We start from the raw sequence: 25,371 nt of genomic DNA, 5'->3' as shown, positions 1-25,371 counted from the left end.
GTTCGAGCCATCATGGACATTTCCTACCGGATTGCCGTTCGCTATTTTTTTCGCGGAATAAGCGGAGTTTCATCAGTCTGATCGCGCGCATTGCCATGGCAGGTGTGGCGGTCGGGACGATGGCGATGGTGGTGGTACTGTCGGTATTCAATGGAATGGAAGACCTGAACCGGAAGATTTTCAAGACTTTCGATGCCGATATCCGCATTCTTCCGGCCGAAGGAAAGCGGTTCAAGGTGTCGCCGCAGCTTCTGAACGAAGTGGCGGCGGTCGAGGGCGTTAAACTGGTTACACAGGTTATAGAAGACAATGCGCTGGTGCGCTACGGCAGTCAGCAGACAATCATTCGTCTGAAAGGTGTCGACAGCACATTCGAGCGGCAGGGCCAGCTCGACACTGCCATGATCGAAGGTTCGGTAAAACTGACCGGGAATAACGGCACTCCGTATGCGATCCTGGCGGAAGGTGTCCGTAACGCGTTGTCGGTTTCGCTGGAAGACATTTTTACCCCGCTCGAATTACTATATCCGCGTACCGGCTCAAAAACGCTCAACCTCACGTCGCCGGACGCATTCAACCAGCTTAATCTCCGGCCCGGCGGTGTATTTTTTATCGAAAACCGTTACGACGACTACATTATTGCCCCTTTGAAACAAGTGGAAGAGCTTATGGGCTACCACAGCGAACGATCGGCGTTGGAGGTGTATGTCAAACCGGGTTATACCGAAAAAGAGGTAAGTGCGGAAATCGGCCGGAAACTTGGCAAGGTATTTGTGGTGAAAGACCGCGACTTGCTCAATGCCGACCTGTTACGCGCAATAAAAATGGAAAAGCTTTTTGTGGCGGTCACCCTTTCCCTGATTATTTTAGTAGCCGCAATCAATATCTTTTTCTCGCTGAGCATGTTAGCCATCGAGAAAAAGAACGACGTGTCGATGCTTTACGCAATGGGTGCAACGCAATCGCTGATCCGGAAGATCTTTATGGCGGAGGGGGCCATCGTTGCGTTTTCCGGTGCCCTGGCGGGACTGTTGGGCGGCGTGGCCATTTGCTGGCTGCAAATGCGGTACGGGCTCGTTTCGATGGGGATGACCACCTCGCTGGTGGATGCTTACCCGGTGAAATTAATTTGGGAAGACATACTCTACACGGGCGTTATTGTCGTTATGATTACTATGGTTGTTTCCTACATTCCCGCCCGGAGGGCCGCAGAAGCCGGTTTGCTGCTGCGGGTGTAAGCCGGCCGGCAACACCAGAGAATCGTTTATTAACTTATTTACATTGACTTACTTCCTAGCAATCAATCAGAAAGCGGATATGACCGGTGATAATAAAAGACCTTTTTTGAACCGATTGATCTTTACAATTTTTGGAATACTTTCTATCGCATTCAGTACCCCGGCCGTCGCAGGTACCGATGCCGACACACTTTACAGGAGAAACCCCGGCACCGTAACCCCCCAAGGCCCTTACAGACCCGAGAGAACCCGCAAAAGCGACATATTGTATACCCGGCTGGACTTGCAGCTCGACTGGGTAAAACAACAGGTACCCGGTTCGGCGATACTGAAATTCAAGCCTCATTTTTATCCTCAGAACACCCTCGAACTGGACGCGAAAGGGTTTGAAATAAAAGGTATTTCAATGCTGGATACCACCGGCGAATATGGTGACCTGACCAGCGAGGACATCGCAGGAAAAGTCAAAAAGAAGCTCGAATTCACTTACGATAAACGCAAGCTGGTGATCAAGCTGGGACAGGAGTATACACGTAAGGACACCCTTTTTGTCAAAATCGATTACATAGCCAAGCCGAACGAGGTGCCGAGAGGTAAGGAGGACGACAGTGCTTCGGACAAAGGACTCTATTTTATCAATGCCGACGGCCTCGACGAGGGCAAGCCCCGGCAGGTGTGGACGCAGGGTGAAACCGAAGGCAGTTCCTGCTGGTTTCCGACGATCGATGCGCCTAATCAGAAGTTTACCCAGGACATTTACATCACTGTCGACAGTACCTACAAAACCCTTTCAAATGGCTTGCTGGTAGAGCAGCTGGAAGGCAAGAAAGGCACCCGTACCGATCACTGGAAGCAAACCCGGCCGCATGCGCCTTATCTGGCGATGATAGCCGTGGGCGATTTCGCGGTGGCGAAAGATATGATGCCGAACGGCCTGGAACTGAGCTATTATGTTGAACCAAAGTATGGCGCCGACGCCCACGCCATATTCGGCCGTACGCCCGAAATGATGGGTTTTTTCAGTAATGTTTTTGGCGTAGAATATCCCTGGGAAAAGTACGCCCAGATCGCCGTGCGGGACTTTGTGGCCGGTGCGATGGAAAACACGACGGCAACCGTGCATGAAGAAGGGGTCCAGAATGACGCCCGGTCGCTGGTCGACGGAAATTCGGATGCCGTTATCGCCCATGAACTCGCGCACCACTGGTTTGGCGACTATGTAACCTGTGAGGAATGGGGGCAATTACCTTTAAATGAATCTTTCGCCAACTACGCCGAATACCTTTGGAGCGAATACAACGACGGCCGTCATGAAGCGGATTGGGGTAATTTGCAGGAAACGAAAGAATACCTGGCCGAATCGGAGACCAAGCAGGTGCCGATGATCCGCTATTTTTATAAAGACCGTGAGAATATGTTCGATGCCCATTCCTATGCGAAGGGCGGCCGTATTTTGCACATGCTGCGCTCGCTGGTGGGAGATGACGCTTTCTTTGCTGCATTGCAGCAATATCTCAAAACCCACGCCTTCGGTACTGCCGAGATCGATGACCTCCGTGTTGCTTTCGAAAAAATGACTGGCCAGGACCTGAACTGGTTTTTCGATCAGTGGTTCCACAAGCCCGGGCATCCGGTCTTAAAAATTGAGCAGCAGTATGCGGCTGCTCAGGGAAAAGTGCTTTTAAAAGTAAAACAGGCACAGGATACCGTGGCGACCACCGTTTATCGCCTGCCGGTAAAAGTGGATGTGTGGGTGTCGGGGAAAAAGAACCGTTACGACGTAGTGGTTGACAAAGTAAACCAGACGCTCGAATTCCCAGCTGCCAAAAAACCCGACCTGGTGATATTCGACGCGGAAGCGCAGTTGCTGGCCGTGGTGGAACACGAAAAGAACAGGCCGGAAATGGAGTTTCAATACCTCCACGCCGATCGGTTCCTGCATAAATATGAAGCGTTGGCGTCGCTGGAAGGCGCATTGGCCGATACCACCGCGAGAAAGATTCTTGTAAAAGCGATGGACGATCCGTTCTGGAAATTACGCCAGATGGCGATCAGTAATTTCGCCGAATACGCGGGCGAGGGCTTCGCGGATATTGAAAAGGTGATCCAGAACCGCGCGCAGAACGACCCGCACCCGCAAGTCCGCTCAGAAGCGATCATTACGCTGGCTTCCTTCGGCGACAACAACAGCGACCCGATCTTCAAAGCGGCATTGGCCGACAGTTCGTACCTTGTGGCGTCGGTGGCCATCGAGAAATATTTGATGAGCCAGCCCAGCGACGCGGCGGAGGTAGCCGCCCAGTTCGAAAATTCGCCTAACGACGCCATTATCACGGCAGTGGGCAACTACTATGCAGGCCTGGCCCAACCCGAACGTTTCGATTGGTTTCTTACGAAAATGAAGGCGATGAAGCCGGGTGAGAAATACAATTTCCTGCAGGTTTTCGGCAAATACCTGATCAAATCGAAGCAGGACATTCAGCGTAGGAGCATTCCCATCCTCGAAGGCCTCGCCCGTGACAATTCTTCCTATTTTGTACGTTTCGGCGCATTTCAGGCACTGGGCCTGCTGACGGACATTCAGGGCGTTTCCGCGCTCCGGAAAGACATTCGCGCCAAGGAGACCGAGCCCAAACTGAAAGAAATGTATAGCCAGTTTGGGGATTTATAACGCCGCATGCTATCTCGACTTGGGTAGAGTCGGAAGTTGTGGTCAGGTGATGTCATTAATGGTCAGATGTTGTCATTGGTAGTCAGATATGGTCAATTGATAGTCAGGCGTTGTCATTAATGGCGAGGTGTTGTTATTTCAGATAATACCTTTTATAACGATTCCTAACTAAAAATGACTACTCTTGATGAACCTGACCTTTTATAACCGCCCTTGACACCAAATCACTACTCCCAACTTTCCCTAACAATACCTGACTACAAACGACTACACCCGCCGCATCCGACAACGTCTGACGTTCAATACGGTCACTGCGGGTCGAGGTAGTAATCCAGGTTTTCCTTCGTGATAATGTCAAGCGGGAGGAATTTGATTGCCGGAATTTCCTTTTTGAAGATTAAATGGTTCGCCAATTGGTGAATGCCCCAGTAGCCCTGGCCAAGCGGGTTCTGGTTGATCAGGAAATTGATTATGCCCTTGTTGAGATACTGCTGGTTGTGTTCGATAAGGTCGTAGCCGACGAGTTTAATGTCGGTCAATGCGTTTTTTTCCAGATAGGCGGCTACTTCGAATGCCTTAGAGTTGGTTACATACACCGCGCCGAGATCCGGGAATTCCCGGCGTATTTCATCAAGCCGTTTATCTGGTCCCTCTTCTTCCTGGAAATTGATCTCCCTGCTGATCACCCGAAATGTGTCTTCCAGCTTCTCACCTTTGAAATAGTCGCGAAAACCGTCCTCTTTGGTAATCAAATGCGCGGAATTCGAAATGTCTTCGTTCACGTGTGCAACCAGTACAGTTGCAGGGGAATGCAGGCCGAAACGCAGTATTTTCGCCGCCAGCGAGCCGCTTCTGTACGAATCCTGACCGATGTAGCACAAAGGATTTACGTGCTCGATCTGGGTGTTGAAAAGGACGTACGGAATACCCATTTCCCCCCATTCCTTGAAAAAGGGAAGCGCTTCTTTATAAAATATCGGTGCGATGAGCAGGCCGTCGGGGTGGTCGCGGGTGACTTCCCGGGCTTTGGTGATAAAAGAAGTGTCGGAATGCGAGTTGAATATAAACTTGGTGATATACACGCCATACTGCCTGAGCTCTTTTTCCGCCTTTTCCAGCCCATTGTGCGGCGCCTCCCAGTACGAGTCGAGGTTGGGGTCGGGGATGAGGGCCGCAATGTTGAATGCGCGCTGGGATTTCAGCGATTGCGCGATCAGATTGGGTTCGTAATTCAGTTCCTTGATGATGGCCAGGATCCGCTCCCGAACATCTTCGGCAACGCGACCGCGATTATGTAAAACCCGGTCTACCGTGCCCTTGGATGTTTGGGCCCTCTCCGCAATATCTTTGATTCTGACAATTTTCTTTTTCACACGCGACTATTATTCAGGGATTTTAGGTATCAATTCGCAAATCTAACAAGTAATCAGGAAGATGGGTCAAGTAGTGTGTTTCTAGTCAAAGACAACTACTTAATACAAGATTTTTCGAACTATTTTTATAACAAATTTGATATTTCAGGGCCGGGGTATTAGTTTTACCTGACTGAAAATAACTATAAATGTATTTGGTCGTGTACGAGCCCGGTAAGCGTTTTTGAATGCGTGCTCGAACACTTTTTTTAAATTTTATTAGGAAAAACCATTTTGGCAACTAATTTTGTAAATAAGATAAGAAAGAAAATTTTATTCTTTAATACTCCTAACCTTTAACCTTTTCAGGAATTCATTTATGAAATTCCTCTAATCCTAAACCTAATGAAGCGTACGGCCCGGCCTGTACGCTTCTTTGTTTTTCATCCCTGCCTGAATTCGACCACTACGTCGTCGCTATCCACATAAGAAGAGCACGTCAGAATCCACCCTTCGGCCAGGTCACGGTCGGTGAGTACCTCGTTCACGCTCATATGCACGTTTCCACGCGTGCATAGGGCCGCGCATGACGAGCAGCGACCACCTTTGCAACTATACGGCAATTGGATCCCGCGTGCCAATGCCGCGTCCAGCACGGTCGAATGTGCCGGGACCAGCAGGTGATAAATGTTCCCGAGGAAGTTAAGCGTGATGTTGTGCGGGTTGGAAACGGGCGGGGGAGGTGGCGGCGATGCGATCACAAAATTCTCCTTACGGATCTGTGTCCCGGAAAAACCCATGAAATGCAGGGTAATTTCCGCCGAACGCATGAGGTCAAAAGGGCCGCAGATAAAAAAACGGGCATCTTTTCGCTCGAAACGAATGGCTTTTCCTACCAGTTGTTCGAGACGGGTGTTGTTGATGCGTCCCCGAATGCCGTTCCAGTCGTCGGCAGGCTGACTGTGGATGTGAATCACGCTCAGCCGTTCGGAAAATCGTGCCTGCCATTCGGTAATATGGTTCCAGAAAAGTGTATTGCGCACGTTGCGGCTTGCATAAATAAGCGTCACCTGGCTTTCCGCTTCCTGAGTCAATGTCTGTTTTAATATGGAAAATAACGGGGTAATGCCGCTTCCCGCACCGATCAATACGATGTCGCGTGCACCTGCGTCTTCCTTTTCCAGCACAAATCTGCCCGACGGGGCCAGCACACGGAATGTGTCACCGGTTTTGACAGTGTCGATCCAAAACCGGGAAATCTCCCCATTTGGTACCCTTTTGACGGTTATAGCGGGAAATACGTCCACGCCGGGAGCCGAGCTCATGGAATAGGAGCGGCGCACCTCGTGACCATGGATGTCGATCAGGAATGTGAGGAACTGGCCGGCTTTGTAATTTAACGTGCTGCCATCGAGGGTTTCGAAAATAAAGGTTTTCGCATCATCGGTTTCGCGGATGATCTCGCGGAGTTTTAACGTTATCGTATGGTCTGCCATGTCGCCTAGCTCGGGTTGGATAATGATAAAGCGCCGTTGGGCTGCTGCTGGTTCCAGATCGCCTCATATTCGGCAAGGAGGGTCCAGCAATGCGCCTCGCAGGTCCAGTGCATATGTACCAGCGGATTGACCGACAGCTTGTAGAGCACCGGGTTTTCGTAGGCGGTAAGCAATCCGGCTATAAAGAAGAAAAAGCCTGTGAAATCCCTTTCCGTAAATGTTTCGACCGGAATGCGTTCCGTTTTTACCCCTAACCGCATGAGCGAAGTCGACAGCAAAACCCGGTCCATCCGGTTGCGGGTATTTTTCAAAAGGCTTTCCGTGTCGCTAATCAACTGTCGGCGAATGGATTGCAGAGCCGGCGGATCAAACGCGGCCAGGAGCCTGGCAACGTGGTAAACGATCAGCGGCGTACGCGGATATTGGTGCGCGCAGCGAAACGGCGCGTCAATGTACCGGCGCGTCTGGATTACCGAACGGATATATTCGAAACTGGCGGCGTCGTGCCGGTTAAGGGGCAGTTTGTAGTGCAGAATGCAATACAGCATATTGCTTAGCACGCTCACATCGAATTCCACGTACATGTTTTTCCCGAACCAGGTCGAATACGCCGGCAACGGCTTGTATTCGGGATAGGTATTTTTAATCCACAGTTTGCTGCCATTCGCGTGGAGCGCGAGTTTTTGTTTTAACCAAATTAACTCCTCCCTGGTCGGATTGGTAGTCAGGTAGGCAAATGCGGTGTCGTCGATATCATCCGGAATGCGAAAATGCTCGAAACGCCGGAACCAGCGGCCGTTGGGGAAATGACGCGATGGTTTCGTTTTCCAGAAGTTATAGGTCTTTAAACCGTCTTTATTTTGAAAATCAGCATAGTTAGCGGTTATCAGAGGGATGATGGAATCGATTTTTACCTGGCTCTCCGCGCTGCATTGCTTTCGGATGGATTGCAAAGTGAATGCGATAATGGCGGAAAAGAATATCGTCGTGTCCGGCCGCCGGTAGCCGATCAGGTGGTTGGACCGCTGCGCCGGGAAAATGCCTTTGGGAAAAACCGCATTGCCTGTCGATTGCAATGCCTGAATGCGTTCTATGAATTTTTCCAGCGGTGGCTTCATGCGCCGAAACTAACAAAACACAATAAAAAAAGAAACCCTGTCGCGACAGGGTTTCTTTTTTAACATCTTTTTGGGCATTAAATGCCTTCCGCCACCACCTCTTTCACATCCGGGACCATCCGGGTGAGCAGGTTTTCGATGCCGGCCTTCAATGTCAGCGTCGACGACGGGCAGCCACTGCAGGAGCCCTGCAAAAGCACCTTCACCACACCCGAACCTTCATCGAATGAATGGAAGTTAATTGCCCCGCCGTCCGATTCAACTGCCGGACGTACATATTGGTCCAATGCGGCCTTAATCTTCTGAACTGTGTCGGAGTCCCTTGCGTCGACGATCAGCGTGTTGCTGTCTATCGTTTTCTGCTCGAATACCGGGTGGTTTTCCTCGAAATAGATTTTAATAAACTGCTTGGTATCGCGCAAAACTTCTTCCCAGGCGATTTCATCGTCTTTGGTAATGGTGATGAAGTTGCTTGCGATGAACACGCGCTTCACGTGCGGAAACTGGAACAAGTCCGCGGCGAGCGGAGAAGCCTTGCCTTCTTCCAGCGCGGCCTGCAATGAAGGGTAATCGAAAGAAAGCCCGTCGGGTACCAGCTCGAAATTCAGGACGAATTTCATCGAGTTGGGATTGGGGCTCAATTCGGTATATACAAAAATGGGTCGTGACAACATTGGATGGTCGATAATGATAGGGTAAAAACAACTTTTTCCGGTTTATGAACACCGAATGCGGGCTTTTGGTTTTGGAGCGGGCGCATTAACCAATAAAAAACCCGTCAAACGGATGCCTGACGGGTCTTTGAATTTCGCGTTAAGCGTACCGGATTACGCTTCCGCAGCAGCTTCAACCGCAATCGGTTCGATGTGAACGTAAGATCTGTTTTCACGGGTCTTACGGAACACCACGTTGCCATCAACCAATGCGAACAATGTATGGTCGCGGCCGATGCCTACGTTCTTACCTGGATTGTGCTTGGTACCACGCTGACGAACCAGGATGTTACCTGCTTTCGCGAACTGGCCACCGAATAATTTTACGCCAAGACGTTTACTTTCCGATTCACGTCCGTTTTTCGAGCTACCTACACCTTTCTTATGTGCCATGATATCTTATACTTAAATTGTAGTTTCCTGTTTTAAACTGTTTCCGGCTTCCGCCGGGTGCATTAGGCAACGATTTCGTCGATGCTGATTTTGGTCAGATACTGACGGTGACCGTTTTTCACGCGGTATCCTTTGCGGCGTTTCTTTTTGAAAACGATCACTTTTTCACCTTTCAGGTGTTCGAGAACAGTTGCTTTTACAGAAGCACCCGCTACGGTCGGAAGACCTACCTGTACTGTGCCTCCGTTATCAACGAGAAGGACTTTGTCAAATACAAGTGCAGCGTTCACGTCACCTTCAAGCCTATGCGTGAAGATTTCGCGACCCTTTTCAACTTTAAATTGCTGACCTGCGATTTCTACGATTGCGTACATGTTAATAGTTATATTAAACTGGATTCAAAATTGAGGTGCAAAGATAAAAAGAGACCGGCAGAATCACAACGCATTAGGCGGAATATTCCGGTTTTTTTAATATCTCGCAACATTGCACCCGGATGGCGGGGGTAAGGCGGCATTGGGTTGTCATGCTTACCGAACCGTACGCGGAAGAATTATAGGCGGCTGATGCGGTTAATGATGCTCAAAAAGTTACTTTTATATGATCCGCCGCCGCCGATACGTTTAGACACTGAACGTAATGGCTTGCCTTAACAAATTTTAACATGTCGCGCTTTTACTTTTACCTTTTATAGGGGTCTTAGAAACGGAGATTTAAAAACATGAAAATAAAAATCAATCTGTGTGTTTTAATGGTCCTGTGCCTCGCCACAGCCTTACAACCGGCTTTGGCCGGCGGGGATTCCGGCGATCAGACACAGCCGGGGTACCAGGTAGGGGACGCGGTGGCGAACTTTCGTTTAAAAAGTACCGACGGAAACATGGTTTCACTTTCCGATTTCGGTAATTCCAAAGGTGTGATCGTGATTTTTACCAGCAACCATTGTCCGTTTGCCAGGGCGTACGAGGACCGGATCATCGCGCTCAACAGCAAGTTTGCCGGTCAGGGCTTTCCGGTGATCGCGATTAACCCGAGCGATCCCGGTACGCACCAGGACGATAATTTCGAAAAATTAAAAGAGCGGGCTACCGCGAAGCATTACGGTTATCCCTATCTTGTCGACGATGCGCAGCAGGTAGCCCGTGCCTTCGGGGCCAGCCGCATGCCGCAGGCTTTCGTTTTACAGAAAAGCGGGGCACAATTTACGGTCCGTTACGTAGGCTTGATCGACGATAATATGCAGGATGCGGCGGCTGTTACCAAGCTGTACGTCGATGAAGCCGTGGCAAACCTCCTCGGCGGGAAACCGGTCGTTACCACCATTACGCGCCCGCTGGGGTGTGCCATTAAATGGAAAAATCAGTGATTTTTTGAAGAAATTACCCTATGACCAGAATTTTGACGATCCTCCTCAGCATTGCCTTGTTGTCGCCCGGAATCAGCTGGGCGCAGACCAGAAGCAAAAATTTCTCCAACGAAGGCGAATTCACCAGTAACTGCGAAGGCCCGGCTGTCGACGAGGACGGCAATGTGTACGCTGTGAATTTCGCCCGCGACGGCACGATCGCGCAGATCAGCAAAAAAGGCAATGCGAGCTTTTTCGTGACTCTGCCCAAAGGCAGCACCGGCAACGGCATCCGCTTTGTGGATAAAAACACTTTTTACGTGGCCGATTTTACAGGACATAATATCCTGAAAGTAGATATGATCACCAGAGACGTTTCGGTTTTCGCGAACGAGCCTAAAATGAATCAGCCGAACGATCTGGCGGTAACCGCCACCGGCCACGTTTTCGCGTCCGACCCCAACTGGAAAGACGGTACGGGGCAAATATGGCACGTCACGCCCGAAGGAAAAGTAAACCTCGCTTTTGGAAATATGGGAACAACGAATGGTATCGACGTTAGTCCCGACGAAAAGAAGCTGTATGTAAATGAAAGCGTTCAGCGGAATGTCTGGGTATTCGACCTTGCACCGGACGGTACATTATCGAACAAAAAACTGCTCCACCATTTTGAAGACGGCGGTATGGACGGCATGCGGTGCGATGCGCACGGTAACCTTTATATTACCCGTCATGGCAAGGGCGAAGTGGCCGTTCTGTCACCCGAAGGAAAGGTGATTCACACCATTCAGACAATCGGCAAGAAGGTTTCCAATATCTGCTTTGGAGGCAAAAACGGCCGAACGTGCTACATTACCTTGCAGGACCGCGGTTGCCTGGAAACATTCAAGGCCAAAGCTGCCGGGCGTGAATGGGCTATGATGAAAGCTTTTACCGAAAACAACAAAAAGTAACCATCTTTTATCGATATACATTTCCCGCTATTGCGGTTTCAAATTGTTTTATTGTAACTTTGCATTTCAAAGTACTTTAAAAACTTAAACGATGCTGAAAAACCTGGTCAACTATTTGGAGGGCAATTTGAAAGTAGCGCTCCTAGCTTTCGTATCTGCCGCTGCTATGGCATTACTGTCGGTCAGGATTGTCCTGGAAAGCTGGCATTTTATATTTCTGGTCTGGAATCTTTTTCTGGCGTGGGTGCCGTTGCTTTTTATCAAATGGGTTTGGGAAATGGAAAAACGCCAGCCCGCGCCGTTCGGTGTACTGATGATCTATCTTTCGGTGTGGCTACTGTTTTTTCCCAATGCGCCTTATATTATCACGGACCTTAAACACCTGCGTTCGGTGCCTGAAAACATGATCTGGTACGACGCACTGATGATTTTCACGTTCTCGCTGGCGGGATTTCTCACCGGACTTTACAGCATCCGCATTGTACACCGCATTATAGCCCATCGCTGGAACGACCGGCTGGCATGGCTGGCGATTACAAGTTCGATGGTACTGAGCGGCTTCGGTATATTCCTCGGCCGGTATGGCCGCTGGAACAGCTGGGACATCGTCATGCAGCCGGGCGCACTCGCGCGGGGTGTTTACCACAGCATGCACGATCCGCTGGCGATCAAACACACCATTACGTTTTCGTTCGTGCTCATGTTGTTGTACTTTGCGTTCCATATTTTTGCCGAAATGAAACAACATGAACGGACCCATCGATATTCTTAAAGCCGTCCGAAGCTTCCGTTACGCAGGTGCGGGGATTTACAGCCTGTTCCGCTATGAAAACAATGCACGCATTCACCTGATTGCCTGCGTGGTGGTAGCCATCGCGGGCGTCTTTTTCCATATATCGGCTACTGAATGGTGCATCATAGTGATCCAGATCGCGCTCGTGTGGGCAGGAGAAGCGTTCAACACCGCTATCGAAAAACTGGCCGACCTCGTCTCGGCCGATTACCATCCGGTCATTAAAGTGGTGAAAGACACCGCCGCCGCCGGGGTGCTATTGCTGGCGATTTCGGCCGTCATAGTAGGAGGAATTGTGTTTATCCCAAAAATCCTGCTGCTATTCCAGCAATATCTGTCCACCTGACCACCTGACAACACCCGACAACGCCGACCATACCCACCAATTTCTGACAATCACTGACTGTTATTTACATTTTTGACACGCTTATGAACCCGAATCAGGATTCTTTGCACACCTTGAACGAAATCCGCAGCCTGATGGAGCGGTCGTCCAAATTCCTTTCGCTCAGCGGTTTAAGCGGCGTTTTTGCGGGAATTTTTGCATTAATAGGTGCCGCTGCGGCCTATATCCGTTTCAAAACCGACTGGCTGGCGGATATTCTGGTCCCATTAGGGGCCTACCATGGGCATTCGCGCGCGGATGTAATCAGCTTTTTGCTCGTGGATGGTATTTGCGTGCTTGTTTTTTCGCTCGCCGTGTGCATTATTCTCACCGTTCGTAAAGGACGGAAAAAAGGCCTCACAGTGTGGAACGGCAGTTCGAAGCGTCTGTTGGTCAGCATGCTTATACCACTCGTTACCGGCGGCATATTCTGTCTTGCCATGCTGCATTATGGTTTTGTATGGCTGGTTTTCCCGGTGACGCTGCTGTTTTATGGCCTCGCGCTCGTGAACGCGAGCCGCTTTACTTATCCAGAGGTGTTCTATATGGGTATTTCGGAAATCGTAATAGGCTGTGTCGCACTGTTTATGACGGGCTACTCGCTGATATTCTGGGCGATAGGTTTCGGTGTTTTACATATCGTTTACGGGTTGACGATGTACAACCGGTATGAAAGAGAAAAGGCGCCAGGCGGGAAGTCGGGCATTGCCGCGGTGTTTTTGCTGCTTATTGCCTGCCCGGTGTGCTCTGCGCAGGTGCGTGTCCCTTCGGACAGTACGGCGGCGAAGGCCAGAAAATGGTACGATAAGGAAACCATTTATTTGAGAAATGGGAATAGTTTTGTCAAAAATAATGTGATTTACAGCGGGCAGAAGGCGCTGAGGAACGAATTTCTCATCTCGCCGGAAGGACTGGGCCTCTATCTTAAATCGAGAAGGACACGCAGTATCGGGTTGGTTATTTCGCTGGCAGGGTCGGCGGGATCGGTGATATCGCTGCTCACGGGTAACCGCGATAACCTGCGGACTTTCTTCTGGGTTTCGCTGGGAACAGGCCTGGTGGGCTCTGCTTTTACGGTAGCGGCCAATAATCAACGCGACCAGGCGGTGTGGCTCCGTAACCGTGACGCCATGCTGTTTCTGGAAGCCAATCAATAACGGGGCGCCCGACGCTCGGCGGCCGGTGCCCGACGTCCTCGTAACAGGAACTTGTAATGGAGTGGTTAGAAAAGTTTAATAAAGTATTTGAAAGCAAGATCAGGCTTGGGCTTATGTCCGTGCTCGTGGTAAACGATTCCCTAAGTTTTAATGAATTGAAAGAATTGCTGCAACTCACGGATGGCAATCTTGCCTCGCATCTGAAGGCATTGGAGGAGATCAAATACGTTGAATTTCAGAAACAATTCAATGGTCGCAAACCGCTAACTACCTATAAAGCCACCGAGGACGGGCATAAGGCGTTTACGGAGCATTTACAGGTGCTGGAGAATATGATCAGGCAGAATTTGTAATGAGGGGAAAAGGGAGCAGGGAGGAAGGAAAAAGGAACGGGGTGCTACTTTTGGTGGCACCCCGTTCCTTTTTATTGTAATATAACTTTCAGAACTTCACAGGCACCGAGAAGCCTACTTTATCCCATTGAAAATCCAGGGATGTGTCTTTGACGGTGAAAGTCAGTTTTTCTTCCGATGTAGGGTAGTTCTTGTTAGGGACTTTTACTTCGAGTACGTTTTTGGCTTTATGTTTTTCGTATTCGTAAGCACCCCACTGGCCCAGCTGGCTGTTCAGGATTAGCGTCCATTCATTCTCGTCGGGAATGGCTACGAGCGTATAAGTTCCTGCTTTTACAGGCTTGCCCCCGAATGTCGCGTCTTTCTTAAAAGTGATTTCGGTGGCCTGGTCAGCTCCGATGCGCCAGGGCTTGCCATAGGATTCGAGGCTACCGCTTCCTGCTTTTCCAAACAATACGCGGCCTTTTTTAGATGGTTGGCCATACGTGATGCTCATATTTTTACCGTCGGTGGTTACGTGCGGGCTCGCTGGCTTTTTTCTTGCGCGGATGCCCATGTGAACGCGATCAGCGTGAGGAAAAGCGATAATAATGTGGTTTTCATAAGGCGTGTAGATTGTTAAAAAATTGATTGGTGGTTAAAGACTATAAAGCAGCAAGTAAAGCATTCCAAAGTTGTGAATCAAGCGGTTTGTAGCCGAAACGCACTGAATAGCTACTCCATTAACAGAGATTAACATTTGAACCGGTGAAACGGTGTTTTTGATGATTTCGGTTTATATTTGAATAATGACTTCCGCAACAAACCCATCTGTTAGAACCCGTTTTTTCGATACCAAAATCGAATTCCTGAAAGGCGTGGGGCCACAAAAGGCCGCTCTGCTCAACCAGGAGCTGAATATTTTTACCTTCGGCGACCTTATTCAGCATTATCCTTTCCGTCACGAGGACCGCAGCGTTTTTCACTGCATCGGTGAACTGAAAGAACAAATGCCCGCGGCGCAAATCAAAGGGAGGCTGCGGGATTTTTCGGTGATTGGTGAAGGTAGCAAGAAAAGGCTTGTCGGTACTTTTCAGGATGGCAAGGACTCTCTCGAACTGGTCTGGTTTCAGAGTATCGCCTGGTACGAAAAGTGGTTGAAACCCGGCGGTGAATATGTTGTTTACGGCAGTCCGGTTCTCTTCGGCAAAAAATGGAGCATTACCCATCCCGAAATCGAAGTGCTGACACCGGAAAATGCGGCGGCGGGATACTGGCAGCCCATTTATCCGCTGACTGAAAAACTGCGTAAGAAGTTCGTGGACAGCAAGGCGTTGAGCAAAATGATGCGGAGCCTGCTCGAAATCGCGCATCCACATATACGTGAGACGCTTCCGACGCCGCTCATAGAAAAATATAGGCTAGTTTCTAAGGCACAGGCCCTGTGGCATTTCCATTTGCCTCAGGATGCCCGGACATTGCACCAAGCACAGCGGCGACTGAAATTCGAAGAGCTGTTTTACAACCAGTTTCGCCTTATCAAGAACAAACTGCTCCATAAGACGGAATATCCGGGTTTGATTTTTGATAAAACCATGCTGGTGAAGGAGTTCTACGACCGGCATCTGCCTTTTAAGCTGACAGGCGCGCAAATACGCGTGCTGCACGAGATCCACGAGGACCTGAAAACCGGCAGGCAAATGAACCGCCTGTTACAAGGCGATGTGGGCTCCGGAAAAACGATTGTGGCGTTCATTACGATGCTTTTTGCATTGGATAACGACGCACAGGCCTGCCTTATGGCGCCCACTGAAATCCTCACCGACCAGCATTATCAGGCCCTCAAAAAATTCGCCGATCTGCTGGGTATCAATATTGCCAAACTCACCGGCTCGACGAAGAAAAAGGAACGCGACATAATTCACCGGGATCTATTGAACGGAACTTTACACATCATCGTAGGGACCCATGCGTTGATCGAAGATGCCGTGCAATTCAAGAACCTGGGCCTTTGCATTATCGATGAACAGCACCGGTTCGGTGTGGCGCAGCGCGCGAAACTCTGGGCTAAAAACGAGCGCATTAACCCCCATATGCTGGTAATGACGGCTACGCCCATTCCGCGTACTCTCGCGATGACGTTATACGGCGACCTCGATATTTCGGCGATCAATGAACTGCCTGCCGGGCGGAAACCCATTAAAACGGTACATCGGTTCGACAAAAACCGCGCGGCGGTATTTGGTTTTCTAAAAGAGGAAATAGCGAAAGGCCGGCAGGTTTATATGGTTTACCCGCTCATCGAAGAATCCGAAAAAATGGATTTGAAAGATTTGATGGATGGCTATGAAAGTGTCGCTCGGTCGTTCCCGGGCGTGCCGCTGAGCATCGTGCACGGCAAAATGCGGTCGCAGGACAAGGACTATGAAATGGCGCGTTTCGTGCGCGGCGAGACGAAAATCATGGTTGCCACGACCGTAATCGAAGTCGGCGTCAACGTGCCGAACGCCTCGGTGATGGTGATCGAGAATGCGGAGCGGTTCGGACTGTCGCAGTTACACCAGTTGCGGGGCAGGGTAGGACGGGGCGCTGAGCAGTCGTATTGTATCCTGATGACCGATTACAAGCTCAGCAAAGACACCAGGCTGCGGATCGAAACCATGTGCCGTACCAACGACGGTTTCGAAATAGCGGAAGTGGATTTGCAGCTGCGTGGCCCGGGAGATATTTCAGGAACGCAACAAAGCGGGCTGGTGGATTTATTGGTAGCGAATCTCGCCCAGGATGGCGAAATACTGAAAGCCGCCCGCGCTTCGGCCGAAGAAATCCTCACGGCCGATCCCGATCTGCTCCAGCCGGTTCATCAGCCGATCCGCAGCCATCTCGAAAATTTGCGGCAGGAAGAAACCAACTGGAGCCGGATTAGCTGAACACTAAGGTTTTATTTCGCGGATTTCGTTCGCGAACTCGTACGTCTGCGGGCGCGTCACGTGCAAGGCGGCACCAAGCGACGTCGCATACGGCAGGTCGGATACGTAAACCCTGTGATTCGGATAATGCCTCGCGAGTAGCCTTGTGAATATTTCGTTGCGCGCGAAACCTCCGTCAACGTAAATGGCGTGCACATCATTGATATTCACGAGGTCCAGCGATACGTAAAGCAGCTCGCAAAGCCCTTTTATCAAATGGTGATAAGCCGCTTCTGCCGAAGAAAATGCGCTGATCTGCCATTCCTGCGTATTCGGTTCGGGGAACGGCCCGTTGCCGGTCATACAGGCGGTGTAGAATTTCGGTGTGTCCTGTTTTAATATCTCTTCATTGAACAACACTTGTTTATAAAAATCAGGCGCTACGTTGAAATATTCGGCAATGCGCGCCACCTGGTAATCATGTTCGCGGCCCATGAAGAGGCGTGAAGCGGTAACGCCGCTGCCTTCCGGCGTAAGGTAATTCATACAATCGCGTTCCAGCTGGTAGGAAGTCAGTGGCTTCGAGGCGAAAGAGTTGAAGTTGATACACCAGGTACCGGTCGACAACAGTACAAACGGCTTTTTAACGGCCATACGGTAGGGTATCAGCGCCGAAGAGCTGTCATGAAGCCCAAAGCCCGACTGAATGCCCTTGTCTCCATGACGGTAAATGAATGAAGACGACGCCAGTACGGGCGCGAGTTTCTTGTGAATACCTTCCTGTTTTACCCACTCGTGATAGTCCCACATTTCGAAGCTCCAAAGCGCAGTGTGGCAGCCCAATGACGTATAATCGCTCACTTTACGGCCTGTAAGCAGGTACAGGATGTATTGCGGCAGGTGGAGCGTAGTTGCTATCTGGTTATAGATTTCCGGTTTGGTATGTTTGAGCCAGTACAACTGCATTCCTGAATTGAGCATGCCCATAGCCGGAGAGCCGGTCTGGAGCGAAATGCGGGTCGGGTCGCCATAGGTGCTGTAAAACTGTTTGGAAAGTTCTTCCGGGAAAGGTTTGAGATAGGAGTATAGCGGTGTAAGCGGGCGGTTGGCGGCGTCGAGGTGGACCAGACTGGCCCCATAGCCGGCTACATTCACAGCTTTGATATCAAATTCGGGATTAGCCAGTAATTCGGCCCAGCGGTCCTGAACCCATTTGGTCAACAATTCACAATCTTCGGTAGGGAAGCCGTCTTCGTCAACTGTTTCTGGGAGGGATTCTGAAAACTCGTGAACGATGTCATACTTTTCGTCAAAAAGTACATACTTCTTATTGGTCCTGCCAATGTCAAAAACCGCTGTTACTTTCATTATTGGAATATCACTTTTTTTACCCGGAAATGTATTTTTTCGGTCAATATAGTGACTTTACGTTAAAACCAATACCCTTATCCGTTCTTTTAAAATCTTTGTAAAAAACCGCAAAGTGCAGGATACTTTTACACCGATTTTTCCAGGATCGGACGGAACAGTTTAGTCCATCTTTTGTAGCCTTCTTCATTCATGTGGAGGCTGTCGCTCACGAAGATAGCGCCGTCGGGGCGGCCGTCTTTGATCATCACCGGCCACACGTCGATGTAATGGTGGTTCCTGTCGTGTTTAATATAGTCCCGGATCAATTTGTTGGCCTTGATCACATCCTCCCGCTTTGCCCAGCGCGAGGGTGACGGTTTCAGCGACACGCCGTAAATCTGCACATCCGGCAGCTTCTCCCGTAGTTTCTTCACGAGCGTCACGTACGCATCGCGCACCTGTTCGGGCGACTTCGGTTTTTTGCCGAACATGTCATTTTCGCAATAAATCACGACTGTTTTCGGCTTGTATTTGGTGATCGTACGATCGGCATAATGGATTACTTCAGGCAGGGTGGAGCCACCGAAACCACGGTTGATAACCGGCAGCGGCGCCAGATCTTTGGCGGCGTCTTGCCATTTGGTAAATGAAGAGCTACCGGTGAAAACTATCCCGCCCGGTGCCGGCATATGTTCTGCGTCCTTTTTCTCGAATTCCAGGATGGCATTTTCCGAACGGTCCACCGGATAATCGGGCTCCCACGGACCGGCGAGGTTCGTCGTTTGTGGTTTATGGCAAGCGCTGAACGCAGCGAAGAGGACAATCAGAAGGTGTTTTTTCATTACAAACAAAAAGTGGATATGGCCTTAAAAGCCATATCCACGGGGTTTTTAATGCACTGCCGGTAACTTTTTTTGGTTCGGCGAATCAGTCTTTGAAAAAATAGCGAAGCCCCAGCGAAACGCTTGGTAATGCAAGATTGGGGGAAAGCTTGTAATTAAACGTTCTGTTTTTGTTAGTGCCGTCGTAGACCAGGCTTTCTCCATTGTCGATTGTATAGGATACATATAGCAGGTCGATGAAACCTAATGACCCGGTAAGCCACCACCTGTCATTCAGTGCATAATAGGCGCCTGCCGACAGCCCGAATTGCGGCGATATCTGGTGATTTTTGTGTTCCAGGATATCGGTGGACTGACTTTCAAGCGACTTCGCATAGCTGTAAAGCACATTGACATGGGGCCCGCCAAAAATGCCGAATTTGTCAGAAAAATGCTTGTAATACTGCCAGAAGTAGCCTATGCCGACACCGAAACCGGTAATTCCTTCGAGTGATCTGCTGGTTCCATCGCGGTATTGAACATTTTTCTCTCCTTTTAGTGAAGTGCTGATATTCCATCCCGAAGCTTTGCCGGCGGTTTTGAATTTGCCCAAGTTCACATTCAGATCATATCCATAATTGTGGGAAGACGGGATATCATCCTGGTTGTCGTTCGAGAAGTTAAGCCCTGCGGAGGCTGAAATGAATTTTCGACCTTCAAGCTGTCCGAAGGACACGGTGATCGAACATGCAGTGAAGAGCCACGAAAGTAAAATGATCTTTTTCATATTCGATTCAGTTTGATTTAGTCAGATACCAAGAAGCCCTGAGGCCAAAATAACTCTGAATGCCGGATGTAGCGCCGGCATTGAAATGAAAGTGATCCCAATCGTCCATATGATAATAATTGAGATTAAGGGAAAGCAGGTTCAGGTCGGATTCCAGCGCAAAACGGGGGGTAATCTGGTAAATAATGCCGGGAACAACATAGATTCCTCCGCCATAACCGTTGGTGAGCTCTTCGTCCTGTGACGAGGCCTTCGAACGAAGGTAAGCCAGGTTAAGGCCGGGCTGGATGAAAATCGCCCACTTTTCGCTCAGGAATTTGTAGCGACGGACAAAAGGCGAAAGGTTGACGGTCAGGGAATTATTCTTGAACTTGTTATTCGTATTCTGGGCGGTTACCTCGCTGTTAAGCAGGTTGAAACTGGGAGTGATCCGTAAGCCGAACATAGTATTGTCTCTGACGAATTTCCCGAACTGAACGGATGGACTGATCATGTGCGAGTTGTTTTTCGTCTCGATGGACTGGAAGCTTTCGAAACGGGAGATCGTACCCTCCGAACTAATCGTCGCGCCCCAATGAACGGTCCCTTTCTGAAACTGCGCCTCCGCGCGTCCTGCCAGCAGCAAAATGACGGGCAGAAACAATAGAAGAAGTCTTTTCATGGATAGTAAATTTTAGTTTGCAACCCAATTTACTCACCAAAATGTAACCACCTAAAAATTTAGGTTTATTTAACAGAAAAAGAGGCAGCCAATGTGTCTGACTGCCTCTAAGAATTACCGATACCAAATTTAACCTAACAATCTTTGGGGCTTTAAGCTGTAAGCCTTAGGCTATAAGCTGATCCCTGTATAGTTTCTTGACTGATATCTCCTGTCTATTGCTTAAAGCTTATGGCCTATTGCTTATGGCCTATCGCCTAAAACACCCCCTGCCAGTTCCCCTGGCGGTAATATTGTAATAATCTCTGCTGCATCAGGTAATCATATTTTGCCTGAATGGCCGTGCCTTGTGCCTGTGCGAGTTTTGCTTTGGAAAGCGTGTATTCGAAAATGCTCGCTACCCCTGCATTGAACTTACTTTCCACCACCGTGAATGCTGCTCCCAGCGATTCTACCTGACCTTCGGCGGCGGCATATTTGTCGGCCATGGTGTTCAGATTCAGCACGGCGGCTTCGATGGACTGCCGGAGTTGCTGGTTGGCGATATCGAGCGTGTTTTGTGCCTGGCGTTCCTGGACCTTGGCGAGCTCGACTCGCGGCCGTGTTACCCACCGGCCCATAATGGGAATGTTGAGACCGAGGTTGATATAGCCGTTACGCGTAGCATTCAACTGTTTGAAATAGTCGAGGTTATCGTTGGTGGACGCGTAGAAAGCCCGAACATTTGTGCTCAGGTTCAGCGACGGATAGTTTAATGCCTTGATCGATTTGACGAGGTATTTGTAGCTCTGGCGGCTAAGTTCGGCGCTGCGGATTTCCGGAAATGTTTTGATCGCGTTTTCATACAGTTCCGTCGCGCCGGACGCCGCGGGTACAAGGTTCTCTTTGGGCAGTAGCGGTTCGAATTCTACATTGTCGTCCGGCGTGATATTCATCCGTTGAAATAATGCGAGGCGCGCCGTACGATAATTGCTCAGCGCGGTTACCTGCAAATATTTGTCGTTCGCAAGCTGTGCTTTAATTTCTGCCAGAAGGTTGTTTCCCGCGGTTCCGGCGTCCACCTGCTTCTGTACTTTGTCGACCTGCTGCTGGGATGATGCCACCTGCTGGTCGGCGGCTTCCAGCAACGCCTTGGTGGCGAGCACATTCACGTATCCCTGCATAAGGAGAATGGTTTGCTGGTTCAGTACGGCTGTCCGGTTTTCCATGGCCGATTCTTTCAGCAATGTGCCCTGGCGCGTTTGGTTTGCCAGTTTTCCTCCCTGAAATACCGGCATTTGAAAACCGGTACTGAGCGCGTTATAGGTGTAAAACTGGTCTATATACGTGTTTGTGTACTGGTCGATGCTACGGCCGAGATTCAGGCTTTGGTCGGCGGAAATATAGATTTGCGGGAAAATCTGTGACCTTGTCTGCCGTAATTGTGCCTGTGCGGCTTCTGCCTGTAACGTACCTTGCTGATAAATGAGGTTATTTTTGGCCAGCAGGTCGACGCAGTCGGCGAGGCTCAGTTTCGTTTGCGCCTGCCCAAGCAGAGGAAGTAAGCAGAAAAGTAAAATAAAGCGTTTCATGGCTAATAGATTGAGTTAGGTCACGCCAGCCATCCGTCCTTCAACCGCACGATCCGGTTGCCGTAAGCCGCATTGGTTTCCGAATGGGTTACCTGGACGATGGTGACTTTGTCTTCCTGGTTAAGTTTCTGAAATAATTCCATGATCTCGATCGCCTGCTCCGAATGCAGGTTGCCGGTCGGTTCGTCGGCGAAAATCACTTTGGGATTGTGAACAATTGCCCGCGCCACACCTACGAGTTGCTGCTGGCCGCCCGAAAGCTGGTGCGGGAACAGGTCCTTTTTGGCAACCATATTGAAGCGGTCGAGCAGCTCGGCAACACGGCTCTTACGTTCCGACGACGAGGTGCCTTTGTACAAAAGCGGCGTTTCGATGTTTTCGTAAACCGTCAGCTCGTCGATCAGGTGATAGGCCTGGAACACAAAACCGATGTGATGGCGGTGCAATTCGGTGCGTTTCTTTTCGGACAGTTTCTGAACCGGCTCGTCGAGGAAAAGGTATTCGCCTTCCGATGGTTCTTCGAGCAATCCGAGTATATGTAACAGGGTGGATTTGCCGGAGCCCGACGGGCCCATGATCGACACGAATTCACCTTCTTTAATGTTCAAATCAATGTGGCGTAACACGTATGTTTTGCCAAAACCTGCCGGGTAAAATTTGGATATCTTTTCTAACTGGATCATAAAAATTGGAAGTTTGAGATTTGGAATGTAATTACGGATAAGCTGGTCTAAAAACAAATCCGTACAGCCGCCTCTCTTATGCCAGTCCTATTTTAAAAAGCCTTGCCAAAAATGTAAGTAATTGATTTACATATGTGTTTTAAATGAATTGGATATGTTCGCGTCCGATACCGCACAAAATGTGTACGCATTCGGACGCGCCGGACGGGATGTCCCGACAGCTCAGACGCATGCTTATTCCGATCGCAAAACCGTGACCGGATTTACCGCGGCCGCCTGCATTGCCTGGGCCGCGACGGTAAGCAACGCCAGTCCGAACGCCCCTGTGCCGGGACATGCGAATGCCCACCAGGGAATGTCGGTATGGTAGGCGAACTCACCGAGCCACATACGCATCAGGGAGTTCCCGGCGATAGTGGCTATCAGGGCAGCCAGGACGATGATCGGGATAAATTTGCGGAAAAAAACAAAGGCAATATCATAGCCGGTAGCCCCGAGTATGATCCTGATGCCCGTTTCGCGCCTGCGTTGCGCAATAGCCAGGTGTGCCAGGCCGAATAGCCCCAGGCTACAAATAATTACCGAAACCAGGGTAATCCGCGTGATAATTTGCTGCCAGCGCAGCTCGGTTGCATAGGCGCTGGCATTGGAATCGTGGAGAAATGTGTAGCTGAACACCGCGTCCGGTAATATGCTTTTGAAGGTTTTTTCCAGTTTTTCAATGGCATAGCTTTCCCTGTTTTGCGCGATTTTAATCCATAAAGCACCACCGCCGTAATAGGTGCTCATCGGCATGATCATAGGTCCGATGCGTTCTTTCAGCGAGTTGAAATGAAAATCCCCGACCACTCCTACAATGGTGAGTCCTTTTTTACCGAAATGATCGTCGGGTATTATTGTTTTGCCAACCGGTTGGTAAATACCCGCCTCCTTGACAAAAGCCTGGTTAACCAATACACCGAATTCTTCATCGGAAGTAAAGGCCGGCGAAAAGTTGCGGCCCTGAATCAACTTCATTTCCAGCATCGGCAGGTAACAGGTATCAATCGTCCGAACATTCGTGAGGACTTTCCGGCCGTTCACCGCCACATCGCGGTTGCCGAATTCCCCCGTTAGCGAAATCGTCCGGAATGCGGGATCGCCTGCCAGTTCATTTACAAACCGGTTGTGGACCAGATTGGCATCCCTGTTGCCGGCAATGTCGATTTTGACGATTTGATCAGGGTTATAACCAAGGTTTTTGGACCGGATAAAATGCATTTGTCGGTAATATACCAGGGTCGAAATGCCGAGCAGGATAGCCGTGGCGAACTGGAATACCATCAGGAAATTGCCCACCGGGTTTTTACCTGCCAGCGGGGCGTTGCTATTTAATGTTTCCACCGGGTTCAGCCTGGATAGCAGCCATGCAGGGTAGAACGCGGCGCAGAGGATGTTGCCCGGAAATATGCATAATGTCCAGCCGAGCAGTGCAGGGTCCCAAATCCGGTGAAATGGTATTTGTTTCTGGGCCAGGTAATTGAACGATGGTAAGAGGGCGAACACCAACAGGAATGCAACAGCCATCGCCAGCCCGATCACCAATGCCGATTCTCCCAGCAACTGTACAAGAATGGTTTTGGCTCCGCTTCCCGTGGCCTTGCGGATACCGATTTCCCTGGCCCTTTTCATGGACAGGGCTACCTGCAAGTTGACAAAGTTGATGCTGGCTATTAGTAAAATGAACCCGGCCATCGATGTGAAAATGTAGGAGTAAGCCAGCTTGCCGGTATTCACTATTCCCGATTCCCCATGCTGGTCGGGGATTTCATGACCATTCAGGTGAATGTCGGTCATTTTCTGAAGACTATAGGTAATGGGGGAGGCTTGGGGATGGTCTTTTCGCTGCTTTTGCGACAGTGATGAAGCAATCTGGTTGAACTTTCGGATCACGAGCCCGGGATCGGCGTCGGGCCGCAACACGACGAACGTCCCGAGATAGGCATTCAGCCAGCTGGCGTCGTCGAACGACAGCTTCATGAAACCGAACGGGAAGAGGATATCGAATTGAATGGAAGAATTGGCCGGCGGGTCTTCCGTTACGCCGGCGATGACCAGCGGCTTTCCCAGGCGCATAGCCGACGGGTCGGCATCTATGTGCAGCATTTCGCCGAGTACATCGGTGCGGTTGAAGAATTTAAGGGCGGTGCGTTTGGTAATCACCACCGAGCCGACGTCCTGCAACGCATTTCGAGCGCTGCCATGGAGCATTTTGAAAGAAAAGACATTGAAAAAGGAGCTGTCGACGAACAGTAGCTGCAATCTGAAAGCGCGGTGTCCGTAACGAACGTCGCCGTAAATTTCCCCGCCCATAACGCGTGTATAATGCATGAGTTCGGGTATTTGAGCCTTAAAAGCCGGGCCTTGTACCTGCCCCGTCCCGCCGCTGGTGGTGGTCTCGCCGTGGTCGTGGTAGGTGCTGGTAATGCGATAGAGATAAGGGTTGGTTTGATGGAAGCGGTCGAAACCTCGCTCATCGATGGTGTAAAGTAGTGCAAAAAGCATGCAGCACGTTCCGATGGCCATTCCGGCGACGTTGATACATGCATACAGCCTGCCCTGCCAGAGCCGACGCGCTGCGATTCTAAGAAAGAATTTAAACAT

At 50.0% G+C, this 25,371-nt stretch carries 23 protein-coding genes; 9 read left to right on the top strand and 14 right to left on the bottom strand.

The window, feature by feature from the left end; translation table 11 throughout:
* Positions 1-95: 95 nt before the first annotated feature.
* Positions 96-1,238, top strand: a complete 1,143-nt coding sequence (locus ABV298_RS07925) for an FtsX-like permease family protein (RefSeq protein WP_353721614.1) — start codon at positions 96-98, stop codon at positions 1,236-1,238.
* 106 nt (positions 1,239-1,344) lie between these two features.
* On the top strand, positions 1,345-3,909 hold the full coding sequence (locus ABV298_RS07920) for a M1 family aminopeptidase (RefSeq protein WP_353721613.1): 2,565 nt from the start codon (positions 1,345-1,347) through the stop codon (positions 3,907-3,909).
* 308 nt (positions 3,910-4,217) lie between these two features.
* Here ABV298_RS07920 and ABV298_RS07915 read toward each other — a convergent pair whose 3' ends face one another.
* The 6 genes from ABV298_RS07915 to rplU all read right to left on the bottom strand — a co-directional run bounded on the left by ABV298_RS07915 (position 4,218) and on the right by rplU (position 9,355).
* Positions 4,218-5,282: a substrate-binding domain-containing protein gene (locus ABV298_RS07915; protein WP_353721612.1), complete on the bottom strand. Its 1,065-nt coding sequence runs from the start codon at positions 5,280-5,282 to the stop codon at positions 4,218-4,220.
* A 422-nt stretch (positions 5,283-5,704) separates the two neighbouring features.
* Positions 5,705-6,757 (bottom strand): ferredoxin--NADP reductase, encoded by a 1,053-nt coding sequence (locus tag ABV298_RS07910; RefSeq protein ID WP_353721611.1) that lies wholly within the window; start codon positions 6,755-6,757, stop codon positions 5,705-5,707.
* A 5-nt stretch (positions 6,758-6,762) separates the two neighbouring features.
* On the bottom strand, positions 6,763-7,875 hold the full coding sequence (locus ABV298_RS07905) for a hypothetical protein (RefSeq protein WP_353721610.1): 1,113 nt from the start codon (positions 7,873-7,875) through the stop codon (positions 6,763-6,765).
* A gap of 77 nt (positions 7,876-7,952) precedes the next feature.
* The gene (locus tag ABV298_RS07900; protein WP_353721609.1) at positions 7,953-8,549 is read right to left on the bottom strand and encodes a NifU family protein; all 597 of its coding nucleotides are present in this window, start codon (positions 8,547-8,549) and stop codon (positions 7,953-7,955) included.
* 153 nt (positions 8,550-8,702) lie between these two features.
* Positions 8,703-8,981, bottom strand: coding sequence for a 50S ribosomal protein L27 (gene rpmA, locus ABV298_RS07895; protein WP_353721608.1), 279 nt, complete (start codon positions 8,979-8,981; stop codon positions 8,703-8,705).
* Positions 8,982-9,043: 62 nt separating this feature from the next.
* The gene (rplU, locus tag ABV298_RS07890) at positions 9,044-9,355 is read right to left on the bottom strand and encodes a 50S ribosomal protein L21 (protein ID WP_015814326.1); all 312 of its coding nucleotides are present in this window, start codon (positions 9,353-9,355) and stop codon (positions 9,044-9,046) included.
* A gap of 347 nt (positions 9,356-9,702) precedes the next feature.
* Between rplU and ABV298_RS07885 the strand changes: the two genes are divergently transcribed.
* From ABV298_RS07885 to ABV298_RS07860, 6 genes are all read left to right on the top strand, one after another.
* Positions 9,703-10,347, top strand: a complete 645-nt coding sequence (locus tag ABV298_RS07885; RefSeq protein ID WP_353721607.1) for a thioredoxin family protein — start codon at positions 9,703-9,705, stop codon at positions 10,345-10,347.
* 20 nt (positions 10,348-10,367) lie between these two features.
* Positions 10,368-11,279: an SMP-30/gluconolactonase/LRE family protein gene (locus ABV298_RS07880; RefSeq protein ID WP_353721606.1), complete on the top strand. Its 912-nt coding sequence runs from the start codon at positions 10,368-10,370 to the stop codon at positions 11,277-11,279.
* Positions 11,280-11,370: 91 nt separating this feature from the next.
* Complete coding sequence (locus ABV298_RS07875) at positions 11,371-12,051, top strand: DUF1361 domain-containing protein (protein WP_353721605.1); 681 nt, start codon at positions 11,371-11,373, stop codon at positions 12,049-12,051.
* On the top strand, positions 12,026-12,418 hold the full coding sequence (locus ABV298_RS07870; RefSeq protein ID WP_353721604.1) for a diacylglycerol kinase family protein: 393 nt from the start codon (positions 12,026-12,028) through the stop codon (positions 12,416-12,418). The genes ABV298_RS07875 and ABV298_RS07870 overlap by 26 nt, the downstream gene beginning before the upstream one ends.
* An 83-nt stretch (positions 12,419-12,501) precedes the next feature.
* Complete coding sequence (locus ABV298_RS07865) at positions 12,502-13,614, top strand: hypothetical protein (protein ID WP_353721603.1); 1,113 nt, start codon at positions 12,502-12,504, stop codon at positions 13,612-13,614.
* A 56-nt stretch (positions 13,615-13,670) separates the two neighbouring features.
* Positions 13,671-13,967, top strand: coding sequence for a transcriptional regulator (locus ABV298_RS07860; RefSeq protein WP_353721602.1), 297 nt, complete (start codon positions 13,671-13,673; stop codon positions 13,965-13,967).
* An 88-nt stretch (positions 13,968-14,055) separates the two neighbouring features.
* Here ABV298_RS07860 and ABV298_RS07855 read toward each other — a convergent pair whose 3' ends face one another.
* Positions 14,056-14,523 (bottom strand): DUF2911 domain-containing protein, encoded by a 468-nt coding sequence (locus ABV298_RS07855; RefSeq protein ID WP_353721601.1) that lies wholly within the window; start codon positions 14,521-14,523, stop codon positions 14,056-14,058.
* Positions 14,524-14,755: 232 nt separating this feature from the next.
* On the opposite strand from ABV298_RS07855, the gene recG reads away from it, so the two are divergent.
* Positions 14,756-16,876 carry an ATP-dependent DNA helicase RecG gene (gene recG, locus ABV298_RS07850; RefSeq protein WP_353721600.1) on the top strand — a complete coding sequence of 707 codons (2,121 nt, stop codon included), beginning with the start codon at positions 14,756-14,758 and terminating at the stop codon, positions 16,874-16,876.
* A 3-nt stretch (positions 16,877-16,879) separates the two neighbouring features.
* Here recG and ABV298_RS07845 read toward each other — a convergent pair whose 3' ends face one another.
* The 7 genes from ABV298_RS07845 to ABV298_RS07815 form a co-directional block, all read right to left on the bottom strand.
* Positions 16,880-18,223: an FGGY family carbohydrate kinase gene (locus tag ABV298_RS07845; RefSeq protein ID WP_353721599.1), complete on the bottom strand. Its 1,344-nt coding sequence runs from the start codon at positions 18,221-18,223 to the stop codon at positions 16,880-16,882.
* Between the two features lie 128 nt (positions 18,224-18,351).
* Positions 18,352-19,047: a GDSL-type esterase/lipase family protein gene (locus ABV298_RS07840; RefSeq protein ID WP_353721598.1), complete on the bottom strand. Its 696-nt coding sequence runs from the start codon at positions 19,045-19,047 to the stop codon at positions 18,352-18,354.
* Between the two features lie 85 nt (positions 19,048-19,132).
* Complete coding sequence (locus tag ABV298_RS07835) at positions 19,133-19,813, bottom strand: hypothetical protein (RefSeq protein WP_353721597.1); 681 nt, start codon at positions 19,811-19,813, stop codon at positions 19,133-19,135.
* A 7-nt stretch (positions 19,814-19,820) separates the two neighbouring features.
* A complete protein-coding gene (locus tag ABV298_RS07830) occupies positions 19,821-20,474 on the bottom strand; it encodes a hypothetical protein (protein ID WP_353721596.1) in 654 nt (217 codons plus the stop codon).
* A gap of 257 nt (positions 20,475-20,731) precedes the next feature.
* Positions 20,732-22,045: a TolC family protein gene (locus tag ABV298_RS07825; RefSeq protein ID WP_353721595.1), complete on the bottom strand. Its 1,314-nt coding sequence runs from the start codon at positions 22,043-22,045 to the stop codon at positions 20,732-20,734.
* A gap of 20 nt (positions 22,046-22,065) precedes the next feature.
* On the bottom strand, positions 22,066-22,728 hold the full coding sequence (locus tag ABV298_RS07820; RefSeq protein ID WP_353721594.1) for an ABC transporter ATP-binding protein: 663 nt from the start codon (positions 22,726-22,728) through the stop codon (positions 22,066-22,068).
* 234 nt (positions 22,729-22,962) lie between these two features.
* The gene (locus tag ABV298_RS07815; RefSeq protein ID WP_353721593.1) at positions 22,963-25,371 is read right to left on the bottom strand and encodes an FtsX-like permease family protein; all 2,409 of its coding nucleotides are present in this window, start codon (positions 25,369-25,371) and stop codon (positions 22,963-22,965) included.

This window comes from Dyadobacter sp. 676 (assembly GCF_040448675.1).
Classification (GTDB): Bacteria; Bacteroidota; Bacteroidia; order Cytophagales; family Spirosomataceae; genus Dyadobacter.
This window is presented reverse-complemented; position numbering and strand designations above follow the sequence as displayed.

Excerpts from the sequence above, each read along its gene's own strand:
- ABV298_RS07885 (WP_353721607.1), top strand. The coding sequence starts at position 9,703 with ATGAAAATAAAAATCAATCTGTGTGTTTTAATGGTCCTGTGCCTCGCC.
- rplU (WP_015814326.1), bottom strand. The coding sequence starts at position 9,355 with ATGTACGCAATCGTAGAAATCGCAGGTCAGCAATTTAAAGTTGAAAAG.
- ABV298_RS07825 (WP_353721595.1), bottom strand. The coding sequence starts at position 22,045 with ATGAAACGCTTTATTTTACTTTTCTGCTTACTTCCTCTGCTTGGGCAG.
- recG (WP_353721600.1), top strand. The coding sequence starts at position 14,756 with ATGACTTCCGCAACAAACCCATCTGTTAGAACCCGTTTTTTCGATACC.
- ABV298_RS07925 (WP_353721614.1), top strand. The coding sequence starts at position 96 with ATGGCAGGTGTGGCGGTCGGGACGATGGCGATGGTGGTGGTACTGTCG.
- ABV298_RS07845 (WP_353721599.1), bottom strand. The coding sequence starts at position 18,223 with ATGAAAGTAACAGCGGTTTTTGACATTGGCAGGACCAATAAGAAGTAT.
- ABV298_RS07875 (WP_353721605.1), top strand. The coding sequence starts at position 11,371 with ATGCTGAAAAACCTGGTCAACTATTTGGAGGGCAATTTGAAAGTAGCG.
- ABV298_RS07820 (WP_353721594.1), bottom strand. The coding sequence starts at position 22,728 with ATGATCCAGTTAGAAAAGATATCCAAATTTTACCCGGCAGGTTTTGGC.
- rpmA (WP_353721608.1), bottom strand. The coding sequence starts at position 8,981 with ATGGCACATAAGAAAGGTGTAGGTAGCTCGAAAAACGGACGTGAATCG.
- ABV298_RS07815 (WP_353721593.1), bottom strand. The coding sequence starts at position 25,371 with ATGTTTAAATTCTTTCTTAGAATCGCAGCGCGTCGGCTCTGGCAGGGC.
- ABV298_RS07900 (WP_353721609.1), bottom strand. The coding sequence starts at position 8,549 with ATGTTGTCACGACCCATTTTTGTATATACCGAATTGAGCCCCAATCCC.
- ABV298_RS07860 (WP_353721602.1), top strand. The coding sequence starts at position 13,671 with ATGGAGTGGTTAGAAAAGTTTAATAAAGTATTTGAAAGCAAGATCAGG.
- ABV298_RS07830 (WP_353721596.1), bottom strand. The coding sequence starts at position 20,474 with ATGAAAAGACTTCTTCTATTGTTTCTGCCCGTCATTTTGCTGCTGGCA.
- ABV298_RS07840 (WP_353721598.1), bottom strand. The coding sequence starts at position 19,047 with ATGAAAAAACACCTTCTGATTGTCCTCTTCGCTGCGTTCAGCGCTTGC.
- ABV298_RS07910 (WP_353721611.1), bottom strand. The coding sequence starts at position 6,757 with ATGGCAGACCATACGATAACGTTAAAACTCCGCGAGATCATCCGCGAA.
- ABV298_RS07835 (WP_353721597.1), bottom strand. The coding sequence starts at position 19,813 with ATGAAAAAGATCATTTTACTTTCGTGGCTCTTCACTGCATGTTCGATC.
- ABV298_RS07870 (WP_353721604.1), top strand. The coding sequence starts at position 12,026 with ATGAACGGACCCATCGATATTCTTAAAGCCGTCCGAAGCTTCCGTTAC.
- ABV298_RS07855 (WP_353721601.1), bottom strand. The coding sequence starts at position 14,523 with ATGGGCATCCGCGCAAGAAAAAAGCCAGCGAGCCCGCACGTAACCACC.
- ABV298_RS07880 (WP_353721606.1), top strand. The coding sequence starts at position 10,368 with ATGACCAGAATTTTGACGATCCTCCTCAGCATTGCCTTGTTGTCGCCC.
- ABV298_RS07865 (WP_353721603.1), top strand. The coding sequence starts at position 12,502 with ATGAACCCGAATCAGGATTCTTTGCACACCTTGAACGAAATCCGCAGC.
- ABV298_RS07905 (WP_353721610.1), bottom strand. The coding sequence starts at position 7,875 with ATGAAGCCACCGCTGGAAAAATTCATAGAACGCATTCAGGCATTGCAA.